Annotated in this window: 10 protein-coding genes; all 10 read left to right on the plus strand. The window is 44.2% G+C overall.

Going from position 1 to position 13660, the window contains the following annotated elements; translation table 11 throughout:
- The first annotated feature begins 319 nt into the window (after nt 1-319).
- The 10 genes from rpsB to EGM68_RS10305 all read left to right on the plus strand — a co-directional run bounded on the left by rpsB (nt 320) and on the right by EGM68_RS10305 (nt 13545).
- The gene (rpsB, locus tag EGM68_RS10260; RefSeq protein ID WP_013309916.1) at nt 320-1018 is read left to right on the plus strand and encodes a 30S ribosomal protein S2; all 699 of its coding nucleotides are present in this window, start codon (nt 320-322) and stop codon (nt 1016-1018) included.
- A 132-nt stretch (nt 1019-1150) separates the two neighbouring features.
- The gene (gene tsf / locus EGM68_RS10265; protein ID WP_013370709.1) at nt 1151-1801 is read left to right on the plus strand and encodes a translation elongation factor Ts; all 651 of its coding nucleotides are present in this window, start codon (nt 1151-1153) and stop codon (nt 1799-1801) included.
- A gap of 120 nt (nt 1802-1921) precedes the next feature.
- Nucleotides 1922-2650: a UMP kinase gene (gene pyrH, locus EGM68_RS10270; protein WP_013370710.1), complete on the plus strand. Its 729-nt coding sequence runs from the start codon at nt 1922-1924 to the stop codon at nt 2648-2650.
- Nucleotides 2650-3204, plus strand: coding sequence for a ribosome recycling factor (frr, locus tag EGM68_RS10275; RefSeq protein ID WP_013370711.1), 555 nt, complete (start codon nt 2650-2652; stop codon nt 3202-3204). Before pyrH ends, frr begins: the two co-directional genes overlap by 1 nt.
- An 85-nt stretch (nt 3205-3289) precedes the next feature.
- Nucleotides 3290-4057, plus strand: coding sequence for an undecaprenyl pyrophosphate synthase (locus tag EGM68_RS10280; RefSeq protein ID WP_013370712.1), 768 nt, complete (start codon nt 3290-3292; stop codon nt 4055-4057).
- A gap of 17 nt (nt 4058-4074) precedes the next feature.
- Nucleotides 4075-4866, plus strand: a complete 792-nt coding sequence (locus EGM68_RS10285; RefSeq protein ID WP_013370713.1) for a phosphatidate cytidylyltransferase — start codon at nt 4075-4077, stop codon at nt 4864-4866.
- A 145-nt stretch (nt 4867-5011) separates the two neighbouring features.
- Complete coding sequence (locus EGM68_RS10290; protein WP_129549111.1) at nt 5012-6151, plus strand: 1-deoxy-D-xylulose-5-phosphate reductoisomerase; 1140 nt, start codon at nt 5012-5014, stop codon at nt 6149-6151.
- A 107-nt stretch (nt 6152-6258) separates the two neighbouring features.
- On the plus strand, nt 6259-7530 hold the full coding sequence (gene rseP, locus EGM68_RS10295; RefSeq protein WP_129550316.1) for an RIP metalloprotease RseP: 1272 nt from the start codon (nt 6259-6261) through the stop codon (nt 7528-7530).
- A 50-nt stretch (nt 7531-7580) separates the two neighbouring features.
- Nucleotides 7581-9029, plus strand: a complete 1449-nt coding sequence (proS, locus tag EGM68_RS10300) for a proline--tRNA ligase (RefSeq protein WP_013370716.1) — start codon at nt 7581-7583, stop codon at nt 9027-9029.
- Nucleotides 9030-9228: 199 nt separating this feature from the next.
- Entirely contained in the window at nt 9229-13545 is a 4317-nt protein-coding gene (locus EGM68_RS10305) for a PolC-type DNA polymerase III (protein ID WP_013370717.1), read from the plus strand.
- The last annotated feature ends 115 nt before the right edge of the window (nt 13546-13660 follow it).

Consider the following 13660-nt stretch of genomic DNA (forward strand, 5'->3'; position numbering starts at 1 on the left):
GACTAGCACAGATGCGGCTAATAGGGCACATATTGGAACTATCCTGCCCGTTCAATGCAGTGCGAGAGTCTAACACTTTATTTTCACAAACATTTTGCTAAGAAGCCAGGCAGATGGAAGTGTACGGACGTTTTTCACACGGTTTCGACTATTGTCGAAAAGCTGGTTGCAACGCTGCAAGTGTTATGGTATATTAATTGACGGTGTTAAAAACGCACGTCGGTTAATTTTATAGAGGGTGCTTCCAATAGGAAGTCTTTATAAAAAATGATGTCGGCGGAGGACACACAAAAAAACCAAACTTAGGAGGTGCGTGAAGATGGCAGTAATCTCCATGAAACAGCTTTTGGAAGCTGGGGTTCACTTTGGTCACCAAACACGTCGCTGGAACCCGAAAATGGATCGTTATATCTTCACTGAAAGAAACGGTATTTACATCATTGACTTGCAAAAGACAGTGAAAAAGGTTGAGGAAGCTTACAACTTCGTAAAAAGCATTGCAGCTGAGAATGGTACAATCCTGTTCGTAGGCACGAAGAAACAAGCACAAGATTCCGTTAAAGAAGAAGCAGCTCGCGCTGGTCAATTCTACATCAACCAACGCTGGTTGGGTGGTACACTGACTAACTTCCAAACCATTCAAAAACGTATTGATCGTTTGAAACAATTGGAAGCTTGGGAAGAAGATGGTACATTTGCTGTTCTTCCTAAAAAAGAAGTTATCATTCTTCGCAAAGAAAAAGATCGTCTTGAAAAATTCTTGGGTGGTATCAAAAACATGAAGGGCCTTCCAAGTGCTCTGTTCATCATTGATCCGCGCAAAGAACGTATCGCGGTTGCTGAAGCTCGCAAATTGGGTATCCCAATCGTAGGTATCGTTGATACAAACTGCGATCCAGACGAAATCGACTATGTTATCCCAGGTAATGACGACGCGATCCGCGCTGTTAAATTGCTGACAGGTAAAATGGCTGATGCAGTTATGGAAGCTAACCAAGGCGAAGAAACTACAGCATAATATTTCCGATCGGAAATACCTATACGAATTAAATGAAAAGGGTGGTTGGTAGGTGGAAAACCTCTCACTACCCTTTTTTTAAGGAATAAAGCTCGTATATACAACTGAAAATTAAATTTGGAGGGAAATAATATGGCAGTTAATGCTAGCGCAGTAAAAGAGCTTCGTGAAAAAACAGGCGCAGGAATGCTGGATTGTAAAAAAGCGCTTGAAGAAGCAAATGGTGATTTGACAAAAGCGGTTGAAGTTCTGCGTGAAAAAGGACTTGCAGCTGCAGCCAACAAAGCAGGCCGTATTGCTACTGAAGGCGTTGTTGAATCCTACATCCATGCTGGCGGCCGTATCGGCGTGCTGGTAGAAGTAAACTGCGAAACAGACTTCGTAGCGAAAACTGACCAGTTCAAAGATTTTGTTCGTGACATTGCAATGCATATCGCTGCATCGAACCCTCGTTATGTTCGTCGCGAAGAAGTGCCACAGGAAGAGATTGAAAAAGAAAAAGAAATCCTGAAAGCACAAGCTTTGAACGAAGGTAAACCAGAAAAAATCGTTGAAAAAATGGTTGAAGGCCGCATCGGTAAATTCTACGAAGAATTCTGCTTGCTGGAGCAATCTTTCATTAAAGATCCAGACAAAACAATCTCCACACTGATCAACGAGAAAATCAGTACGATTGGTGAAAACATCTCCGTACGCCGCTTTGTTCGTTTCGAATTGGGTGAAGGTCTGGAGAAAAAAGAAGACAACTTCTACGAAGAAGTTATGTCTCAAGTGAAACAATAATTACCAACGATCGGTAAATGCATATGAATAAACAGAAATGGAACACATCAGTGTTCCATTTCTTGCAACAGGACACCTATCCTGTTACATAAATAATATATGAAATTGGAGGGTGATCATTTGGAAAAACCTGTATTTAAACGTGTTGTTCTGAAAGTTAGTGGGGAGTCGCTGTCAGGTCCTAACGGTTACGGTATTGATGCGGATACAATTGCGTCGATTGCTGAACAAGTTAAGGACGTGGTGGAACTAGGAGTAGAAGTTGCTATTGTGTGCGGAGGCGGTAATATCTGGCGTGGTATTGCTGGAAGTGCCAAAGGGATTGACCGGGCAACGGCAGATTACATGGGTATGCTTGCAACCGTGATGAACTCATTGGCTCTACAGGATGCTTTGGAACAGATTGAAGTGCCTACGCGTGTACAAACGTCCATCGCAATGCAACAGATTGCAGAACCTTACATTCGCCGTAGAGCTATTCGTCATCTGGAAAAAGGTCGGGTCGTAATTTTTGCTGCAGGTACGGGTAATCCGTTCTTCTCGACTGATACTACAGCTGCTTTGCGTGCCGCTGAGATCGAAGCAGAAGTAATTCTGATGGCTAAAAATAAAGTAGATGGTGTGTACTCCGCCGATCCGTTTAAAGATAGCACAGCTGAAAAATATGAGCAGCTCACGTATTTGGATGTGCTTAACAAAAATCTTGGTGTCATGGATTCTACAGCTTCCTCGCTGTGCATGGACAACAATATTCCGTTGATTGTCTTTGCTATTACAGAGCAAGGGAACATTAAACGTGTCGTACTGGGTGAAAAAATTGGTACGATCGTCAAAGGGAGTGTAAATTAATGCCACAATCTGTGAAAAAGAGCGCTGAAGAGCGCATGCAAAAAGCAATCCAGGCATTGCAACGTGATCTTTCATCTTTGCGTGCAGGACGGGCAACACCAGCATTACTGGACCGTGTGCAGGTTGAATATTACGGCGCAATGACTCCAGTCAATCAGCTGGCGAATATCAATACACCTGACAGTCGGACCTTGATGATTCAGCCTTGGGACAAATCTTCTTTGGCTGATATCGAACGCGCTATCCAAAAATCCGATTTAGGTTTGACACCTTCGAATGATGGTAACACCATTCGTCTGAGTATTCCTGCTTTAACGGAGGAGCGTAGAACTGATTTGGTGAAGCTGACGAAAAAGAGCGGTGAAGAAGCGAAAATCGCTATTCGTAACATTCGTCGTGATGCAAACGATGATATTAAAAAAATGGAGAAAAGTGATATTTCCGAGGACGAATCTCGTAAGCATCAGGAAGATATCCAGAAGACGACTGATAAGTTTATCGCTGAAGTGGATAAAGTTTTAGCTGCAAAAGAAAAAGAAATTATGGAAGTTTAAAAAGATTGGCAGCCCCTCCCTTACGGTGGGGTTTGTCTCTTTTCAAGCCTGAGGCACATTTTCAGAGAATGCTGGAGGAACTGGAATGATCAAACGGGTTCGGTCTTGGTGGAACGGGGAACAAAAACAGCAAACACCGGCCATTTCAAAAGACAATATTCCGCAGCATGTTGCTGTCATCATGGATGGGAACGGCAGATGGGCCAAACGGATTGGAATGCCGCGGATTGTAGGGCATCAAAATGGAATGAAGGCAGTGAAACGCACAGCAATTGCAGCGGATGAACTGGGTATTAAGTATTTAACTTTATTTGCTTTTTCAACTGAGAATTGGACGCGTCCAAAGGACGAAGTTGATTTTCTAATGAAATTGCCTCAAGAATTTTTGGCAATTGAGCTGGATGAGCTGATTGAAAAAAATGTGCAAGTGCGTATGATGGGGAACAAGGAACATTTACCTTCCCATACCGTTGAAGCGCTGACTGAAGCGACTCGACGTACTGAAAATAATACCGGACTTGTACTTAATTTTGCATTAAATTATGGCAGTCGGTTGGAAATCACAGAGTGCATGCAAGCATTGGGCCGACAAATTGAGGATGGAAAGCTGAAGCCGGAAGATATAACATCTGAGCTAATTGGCAACACGTTGCTTTCTACTGGTATGCCAGATCCTGATTTATTGATTCGAACAAGCGGGGAACTTAGACTCAGTAATTTTATGCTTTGGCAGCTTGCATATAGTGAGTTGTGGTTTACTGATATTTATTGGCCCGAGTTTAAAAAAGAGCATTTATACGAAGCAGTGATCGAATATCAGAAAAGATCACGACGGTATGGCGGACTGAAGTAAATGGAGGATGAAAGCCGTTGAGACAGAGATTAATTACCGGTATTCTGGCAGGCATATTCTTTTTGGCAATGGTCCTGTGGGGCGGCTTGGCCTACCATTTGCTTATATTGGTGATGGCCCTAATCGGATTTTATGAGTTCGCGCGAATGACGCAGGTATCTCCTTTTGGAGGTACGGCACTGCTTGGCTACGTAAGCATATTAGCATTTGTATTCCCATATCAACCTCTGGGTTTACACACACCGCTATCCTTTGCCAGTTTGCTTTGGTTGGTAATGATAGCGTTTATGATGATCACGGTAGGAACGAAAAATAAAATCCCAATTCAAACGGTAGCTATACTATTTCTTGGTACTGTATATATAGGATTTGGATTTTCGTATATTGCAGAATCACGTCATATGGAACATGGACTGTTATGGACTTTTTTGTTGTTGTCTTGTATTTGGGCAAGTGATGCAGGGGCATATTTTGTAGGCAAAATGGTAGGAAAGACGAAGCTATGGCCTGCGATTAGTCCAAACAAAACGGTCGAAGGGTCCATTGGCGGAGTTGTTTTAGCTTTGGTTATAGCTCTGGTATTCGCTGGATTATCAGGTGGACTGCTGCCCTGGGGTAAAGCCTTCGGCATCGGTTTGTCATGTGCTGTTGTGGGACAACTGGGCGATTTGGTACAATCTGCATACAAACGAGTGTACGGCATTAAAGATTCTGGTAATCTGCTGCCAGGACACGGTGGTATACTAGACCGCTGCGACAGCTGGATTGTCGTTTTTCCATTTGTACATATGCTGATGCTGCTTCCATGAGTCTGGTAATTACAACTTATGCTCAGGATCAACCTTTATGTTGTTCCTCCTGCGCTATTAGAAGGATGGTAGCAGCTGTATAGTTGCCTGGGTAACAAACAATGAGCTCCTGATAAAAGTGATTTTCAGGATAGGAAGGTGCATCATGAAAAGAATTACGGTACTTGGTTCAACCGGCTCTATTGGAACTCAAACACTGGATGTGGTGTCCATGCACCCAGATCAGTTCACTGTTGAGGCTTTAGCAGGCGGCTCCAATGTAAAGTTACTTGCTGAGCAAGCACATCTCTATCATCCTAAAAAAGTGTCTGTCGGTACTCAGCAGTTAGCGGATGAAATTCGTCCTTTACTGCCTTCTGGAATCGAACTACACTGGGGAAATGAAGGACTTGTTGAGCTGGCCGCGAATACAGAGGCGGATATGGTTGTGACGGCTGTAATGGGCAGTGTCGGATTGCACTCCACGCTGGCCGCGATTGAGGCTGGAAAACAGATCGGTTTGGCTAACAAGGAAACACTGGTTACTGCTGGTCATCTGGTCACTGCGCGAGCTCGGGCGAAAGGAGTGCCGTTGCTGCCGATTGACAGTGAGCATTCAGCTATTTTCCAATGTCTGAATGGTGAGCGTATGAAAGATGTGGCACATATTACCCTCACAGCATCAGGCGGTTCTTTTCGAGATTTGACAAGGGAACAGCTGCGTGAAGTTACTGTGGAAGATGCACTTAAGCATCCTAATTGGTCAATGGGGGCCAAAATTACAATTGATTCAGCAACGATGGTAAACAAAGGGCTGGAAGTCATTGAGGCACATTGGCTGTTCGGACTTACCTATGAGCAGATCCATGTGTTGCTTCATCCGGAAAGCATTATTCACTCCTACGTCGAGTTTCAGGATACAAGCATTGTTGCTCAACTTGGGAACCCGGACATGAGAGTACCCATTCAATATGCATTGACTTACCCTGAGCGAATGAAGTCTCCGGCAAAGCCTTTGTCACTGGCTGAAGTGGGAAAACTCCACTTTAAGGAAATGGATTTTAATCGTTTTCCTTGTTTAAGGCTTGCCTTCGAATGTGGTAAAATGGGTGGTACAGCACCGACCGCATTTAATGCTGCTAATGAGATTGCTGTTGCCCGTTTCTTGCGTGGAGAAATTTCTTTTCTGCATATTGAAGCTATTATTGAACAGGTGCTCGAACAGCATGTCAATATGGCTGATCCTGATTTGTCTGCGATTGAAACCTGTGACCGCGAAACTCGTAGTATAGCTGCGAAGTTGTAGGCTAATGTTGGGGTCAAGAACGAATTGTGATTCTCTTGTGCGGGTTCAGAGAATAATGATAATCTAGGAAGACAAACTTGATCTCATTGAAAGGGGAACGGAAACGATTGGAAACGATTCAAATAGTGTTGATGACGGTGCTCATGTTTTTCGTCATAGTGACGGTGCATGAATGGGGGCATTATTATTTTGCCAAACGCGCCGGGATTCTGGTACGGGAGTTTGCGATCGGTTTCGGTCCGAAACTGTTCTCTTATAAAAGAAACGAGACACGATTTACACTACGGTTGCTGCCGTTCGGTGGTTTTGCCCGCATGGCGGGAGAGGATCCGGAGGTCAATGAAATTGAAACCGGACAAACGATTGCTGTACGCGTAACAGATGGCGTCGTTAAGACCATCTATTTGGACCAACTGGATAACCGCAAGAATGTTGTGCGCGGTGAAGTGTTGGATATTGATCTGGAACAAGCGCTAACTGTAAAATTAGATGTGGATGGCGAAGATCAGCAATATACTGTGCACCCACAAGCGATGATGGTAACCAAAGGACAATCCATTCAAATTGCACCGAAGGATCGACAGTATGGGAGTAAAACAGTGGGACAGCGTGCGATGGCTATATTTGCTGGACCACTGATGAATTTTATTCTTGCCTTTATTCTGTTTGGTCTGCATATCCAGATGGTCGGCATACAAGTGGACAACCCAACTTATGTTCAAATTAGTGAAATTACAGCGGGTATGCCTGCTGCTGAAGCTGATTTGCATAAGGGAGATATCATTGAATCGGTGAACGGAGTTGTAATTGGTGCGAATGTTGAAAACATGATCAAGCTGATTGCAGATTCTCAAGACAAGCCGATGAAGTGGACAGTTCGCCGTGATGATAAAACCTTTGATCTTACCATTACACCTCGTGCAATGGAAGGACAAAAGGGTGGCAAGGTGGGCATTGTGCCTGAACTTCCAAAACGCCAAGCAGGTGTTGGGGAAACATTCAAATTTGCCGGACAATCCATGGTCAGAACGACAGATATTATTTTTCAAGGATTTAGCCAGCTTATCCAACGTTTTTCTATCAATGACCTGGGAGGCCCCGTACGTACTTTTGAAGTGACGGGACAAATTGCTAAGCAAGGCATTGAGCAGTTGACATATTGGACTGCGATCATGAGTCTTTATCTGGGGATATTCAATCTATTGCCTATTCCGGCTTTGGATGGAAGTAGACTTGTTTTCCTTGGGGTTGAGGCGGTAAGAGGACGTCCTGTTGATCCGAGCAGGGAAGGAATGGTCCATTTCGTTGGTTTTGCTATGCTATTCCTACTTATGATTGCGGTCACGTATAACGATATTTTACGCTTAATTAATGGTTAATTAGAGACGGACATTATAAAAATGGTCTGTATGGGAGGACATGCATTTCTATGTCGAACGATAAACAGTTTGTCGAGGAAATCACGCCGCAGAGCGAAGATTTTTCCCGATGGTATATTGATGTTATTAAAAAAGCAGAACTGATGGATTACTCGCCGGTTCGCGGGTGTATTGTATTCCGTCCCGATGGTTTTGAGATTTGGGAGCACATTAAGGAAGCTATGGACGTACGTTTCAGAGAAACGGGACATCGCAATGCTTATTTTCCAATGTTTATCCCAGAAAGCTTTTTCCAAAAAGAAAAAGAGCATGTTGAGGGATTTAATCCTGAACTGCCATGGGTGACTGAGGCTGGTGGGGAAAAGCTGGAAGAGCGTCTCGCAATCCGTCCAACTTCGGAAACCATGATCGGTCATATGTACTCCAAATGGATTCAATCCTATCGTGATCTGCCTGTGCTCATTAACCAATGGGCTAATGTGGTGCGTTGGGAAAAACGTACGCTGCCTTTCTTGCGAACAAGTGAATTTTTGTGGCAAGAAGGTCACACAGCTCATGAAACAGAAGAAGAAGCACGTGAAGAAACGATGAAAATGCTGGAAGTTTATCGTGAGGTCATCGAGGAAGTTCTAGCTATTCCGGTTATAACTGGACAGAAAACACCTTCTGAAAAGTTCGCAGGTGCGAAGGATACATTTTCACTGGAAGCGATGATGAGAGATGGACGTGCGGTACAAGCTGGAACATCCCACTATATGGGAACTAACTTTGCCGTAGCATTTGACATTAAATATTTGAGCCGTGAAAACAACCTGGAATTCGCGCATACGACATCTTGGGGAACAAGTACACGTTTGATCGGTGCATTGATTATGGTCCATGGAGATGACCGTGGTCTCGCACTGCCTCCTAAAGTGGCACCTACGCAGGTTATTATGGTTCCTATTGGACCACCTAAGAAACGTGATGCAGTTATCGCTCGTGCAGATGAATTGTTTGCTGAGTTGAAACAAGCGGGTGTCCGTGTTAAAATGGACGACCGCAGTGATGTAAGTCCAGGCTGGAAATTTAATGAATATGAAATGCGCGGTGTACCGGTTCGTCTGGAGATCGGCCCTCGTGATATGGAAAACGGTGTCTGTGTTCTCGTATCCCGTATCAGCGGTGAGAAAAAAATTGTACAACAGGACAATCTGCTTGAAGAAGTACACGCGATGCTCGCACAGGTACAACAAGAGATGTTTGACCGTGCGAAGAACTTCATGGAAGAAAACTTCTATTCCGTCGATACGTTGGATGAAATGAAGACTCTCATGGAAGAAAAACGTGGCTTTACTTTGGCTGGTTGGTGCGGATCTGAAGAATGTGAAGACAAAGTTAAAGAAGTGACAGGCGCTACAAGCCGTAACATACCGTTTAAAACAACTGAGCAAAAGACCACATGTTTGTGCTGTGGCAAACCAGCCAAGCATACAGTAGTGTTCGCACGGGCGTACTAATAAAGAAGAGCAATACCCTATACTTACTTCATTCTCTTCGCCAACAGGAATAGCTGTTACGGGATAATATTCCGGACTATCTATATCGTTGTGATGAGGGTTGAAGAAGGCTACGAAAAGCTTTTGCGGTCGGAGATGTTTTAGACGCAGAAGCTTTTCATGTTTTCAGAATGGTAGATTGGAAATTGGGGGGAGAGCCATGGGCGGAGCTGAAGAAAAGAGAAAGCGGCTGGAGCTGCTGATGAAGCAGGTTGTAATGCCGGCGGGAGTGGTTGATCCTTATTTTTTGGACGGTTGGATTGATCAGGTTGAGATTAGCCGTACCAACAAGGATTGGAATATCACTATTGCCAAAGAGACACTGGTCCCCGCTCAGGTGTATCGTACGTTCTGTATTCAAGTACAGGAAAAAATGAGCCATATCGCTAAAATCACATTCCGCTTTCAGTACAGTGAGCAGGTTCAACCTGGTGATATTATCGGTGAATACTGGAAGCTTTTTTTAGAGTGGGTGCACCGTGAAATTCCATCTGTTAACGGTTGGATGAACCGGGCTGTGCATGAGTGGGAAGACGGTCTATTATTACTAACAATGAGCGATAGTATGTCATTGGAACTGGCGCGCAAAAAGCAGATAGATCAAGCTATTATTAAGTTTTACGATAAATATTTTGGGATCTCTATGCGCATTAAAGTCCAGGTGGGTGAAAGTAACCAGGAGGCATTACAGGAATTCCAGGAAAAGAAGATGCAAGAAGAACGCGAAGTTATTCAGCAGATGATGGAAAGTATGGAATCCGAGATGCCGCCTTTGGAAGAAGAAGAAGGAGACGTACGGCTTCAATTTGGTTATGACATCAAAGAACCGGCTATTCCGATGCAAGAGATTCAGGACGAAGAAAAGAAAGTCACCCTACAAGGAACAATCTTCGGTTTGGACAGTAAAGAATTGCGCAATGGCAGTACATTGTTTACGTATTATTTGACCGACTTTAGTGATTCCCTGCAAATGAAAATGTTTGCTAAAACTAAAGAAGATCTAAAAATTCTCAGTCTGTTGGCTAATGGTAAATGGGTCAAAGTGCGGGGAAGAGTTGAATATGACCGTTTTATGCAAATTCCCGAGCTGGTTATGATTCCTTCCGATCTAGTTGAAGTACAGGCTCCACCCGGACGTAAGGATAATGCAGCGGAAAAACGGGTTGAGTTTCATCTGCACACAAAGATGAGTGCAATGGATGCTGTCGCCTCGATTGATCAATATGTCAAAACAGCCGCCAAATGGGGGCACAAGGCGATTGCGGTCACCGATCATGGCGGTGTGCAATGCTACCCTGATGCCGCTAAGGCTGCAAAGAAAAATGGCATTAAGATGATCTACGGTGTTGAGGCCAATGTGGTTAATGATGCTGTTGAGGTTGTAATGCAGGCACAGCCATTAAATTTGAAAACAGCGACTTATGTCGTTTTTGATATTGAAACCACCGGTCTATCAGTTACACAAAATAAAATCATAGAGATTGCTGCTGTTAAAATGCATGAGGGCAAGGAAATTGATCGTTATGCAACCTTTGTCAATCCGCATGAACGTATACCATACAACATTCAGCAACTGACCAACATTAACGATGAAATGGTCAAGGATGCGCCGGATGTGGAACCTGTTATGAAGGAGTTCGTAGCTTTTGCTGGCGATGCTGTATTGGTTGCCCATAATGCGCGGTTTGATATCGGCTTTATCCAGGCCACCCTTCGAAAGATGGGTTTGCCCGAAATGACCAATCCGGTACTGGATACGCTCGAACTGGCTCGTTTACTGTTTCCAACAATGAAAAACCATCGTCTGAATACGTTGACGAGCAAATATAAAGTGGCACTAGAAAGTCATCACCGTGCTATTGACGATACAGTCGCACTGACTGAAGTGCTGAATGGCTTGCTGAATGATGCGGAACAAATTAAGGGATTAAAAATGCTCGATCGTCTGAATGATTATGTAGGTAAGGATCTATCGACTGTTCGTCCTTTCCACTGCTGCATTTATGCTCTCAATCCGGTTGGTAAAAAAAATCTGTACAAGCTGGTTTCCATGTCTCATACCGAATATTTCAAGCGTGTGCCTTGTATTCCTAAATCGAAATTGTCTGAGATGAGAGACGGATTGCTTATTATTTCTGGCTGTGAAAAAGGAGAATTCTTCGAGGCTGTGTTGAACAAGTCCGAGGAAGAAGCCGAGGAGATTGCACAGTTTTATGATGTGCTGGAGATTCAACCTTTGACGATGTATATGCATCTGGTGGAAAAGCAGCTTGTAAGCGGGCCTGATGCACTAAAAACGGCCATTCGCAAAGTATGCGACATAGGAAAACGCCTTGATAAGCCCGTAATTGCTACAGGCAATGTTCACTATTTGGAAACTCGCGATAAGCTGTACCGTGATATTACTATTCATGGCATTACCGGTTTTAGCCCGCTAAAGGACATCCGAAAGCCAGATGCTCATTTGCGGACAACGGATGAAATGCTGGCAGAGTTCGAGTTTTTGGGTGAGGAAAAAGCGTATGAAGTCGTTGTGAAAAACACTAGTGAGCTGGCAGAGCGTTTTGAAGAACTGGAACTGTTCCCCGACAAGCTTTTTACGCCATTGCTGGACGGAGCAGACGAGGAAATTCGTAATACATGCTATGAGACGGCTCGATCCATTTATGGTGAATCCTTACCTGAGGTTGTTGTAGCTCGCCTTGAAAAAGAATTGGAACCTATTATTAAATATGGTTTCTCCGCTAACTATCTCATTTCTGAACGTCTGGTTAAAAAGTCTAATCAGGATGGATACTTGGTAGGTTCACGGGGTTCTGTTGGTTCTTCTGTAGTTGCTACTTTTCTCGGTATTTCTGAGGTAAATCCACTGCCCGCCCATTATATTTGCGGTAATTCTGAATGTAGACACAGCGAATGGTTTTTGGATGGAAGTGTGCCGAGCGGTTTTGACTTGCCAGATAAAAACTGTCCGAATTGCGGTGGCAAGCTCAAGGGTGAGGGACAGGATATACCTTTTGAAACGTTCCTCGGTTTTAAAGGAGATAAAGTTCCCGATATTGACTTGAACTTCTCTGGTGAATATCAACCTGTTGCCCATAACTATACAAAAGTACTGTTTGGTGAAAAAAGTGTTTTCCGTGCAGGGACCATTGGTACAGTTGCTGAGAAAACGGCGTTTGGCTTTGCCAAAAAATATGAAGAGGCACATCATAAAAAATGGCGTGGAGCCGAGCTGAACAGGTTGGCTTCTGGTTGTACGGGTGTAAAACGTAGTACCGGACAGCATCCGGGCGGGATCGTTGTTGTTCCCGATTATATTGAGGTCGAGGACATTACACCGGTGCAGTATCCGGCTGATGATACGAGCTCGGAATGGAAAACGACGCATTTTGATTATCACGCTTTTGATGCGAACTTACTCAAGCTCGATATTCTGGGCCATGATGATCCGACCATGATGAGAATGCTTCAGGATTTGACCGGGGTTGACCCTACGACCATTCCAATGAATGATCCCAAGGTGATGAGCATGTTCAATTCCACGGAGGCACTCGGTGTAACACCGCAGCAGATTCGCACGCCTGTCGCCACCTATGGTGTACCAGAGATGGGGACAAAATTTGTACGCCAGATGCTGGTAGAGTCGCAGCCGAGTTCTTTTGCCGATTTACTGCAAATATCCGGTTTGTCTCACGGGACGGGTGTATGGCTAGGGAATGCACAAGAGTTGATTAAAAATAATACATGTAACATCAAGACCGTAATTGGTTGTCGGGATGATATCATGCTGTTTTTGATTTACAAGGCGGGGATGGATGCAGGTCTGGCCTTTAAAATTACGGAGAGCGTACGTAAAGGTAAAGGACTTAGTGCCGAATGGATTGAAGAAATGAAAAAATGCAAGGTGCCGCAGTGGTACATTGATTCCTGTCTAAAAATCCAGTACATGTTCCCGAAGGCGCATGCTGCAGCCTATGTTATTTCAGCCGTGCGTACAGCATATTTCAAGCTGTATCATCCGATCGAGTATTATGCAACTTACTTCTCAGTACGTGCAGCCGATTTTGATATTGACCTGTGCTGTCAGGGGTATGATGCGATCGCACGGAAGATTGTCGAAATTGAGCAGCTTGGTTTTCAGGCGCCACCTAAAGAAAAAGGGATGCTTCCAATCCTGGAGATGGCTTTGGAAATGACGGCTCGCGGGTTTAGTTTTAAATCCATTGATTTGTACCGTTCCGAAGCTACTCGTTTCAAAGTGGATGGGGACTCGCTCATTCCTCCGTTCGGAGCTCTTCAGGGTATTGGAGATAATGCAGCACGTAACATCGCAGCTGCCCGTGAACAAGGTGAATTTTTGTCCGTTGAGGATTTTCAACAGAAATCGAAGGCTAGTAAAACGATTGTCGAAATGCTGTCCCAGATGGGATGCTTTCGAGGTCTGCCAGAGAGTAATCAGCTGTCTCTGTTTTAATCTGAACCACAGTAGTCAAGCTCTGGCACTTGTCACATAACTACGGTTATGTTATAATTTTTTTGGTAATCATGGAGATAAAACCGTTGCTAAAAGAGTGGGGAAACCCACTCTT

It is taken from the genome of Paenibacillus sp. M-152, assembly GCF_003856555.1.
GTDB classification, from domain to species: Bacteria; Bacillota; Bacilli; order Paenibacillales; family Paenibacillaceae; genus Paenibacillus; species Paenibacillus polymyxa_C.

Coding starts and splice junctions, on each gene's coding strand:
- EGM68_RS10305 (WP_013370717.1), top strand. CDS start 9,229: ATGGGCGGAGCTGAAGAAAAGAGAAAGCGGCTGGAGCTGCTGATGAAG.
- rpsB (WP_013309916.1), top strand. CDS start 320: ATGGCAGTAATCTCCATGAAACAGCTTTTGGAAGCTGGGGTTCACTTT.
- proS (WP_013370716.1), top strand. CDS start 7,581: ATGTCGAACGATAAACAGTTTGTCGAGGAAATCACGCCGCAGAGCGAA.
- frr (WP_013370711.1), top strand. CDS start 2,650: ATGCCACAATCTGTGAAAAAGAGCGCTGAAGAGCGCATGCAAAAAGCA.
- EGM68_RS10280 (WP_013370712.1), top strand. CDS start 3,290: ATGATCAAACGGGTTCGGTCTTGGTGGAACGGGGAACAAAAACAGCAA.
- EGM68_RS10290 (WP_129549111.1), top strand. CDS start 5,012: ATGAAAAGAATTACGGTACTTGGTTCAACCGGCTCTATTGGAACTCAA.
- tsf (WP_013370709.1), top strand. CDS start 1,151: ATGGCAGTTAATGCTAGCGCAGTAAAAGAGCTTCGTGAAAAAACAGGC.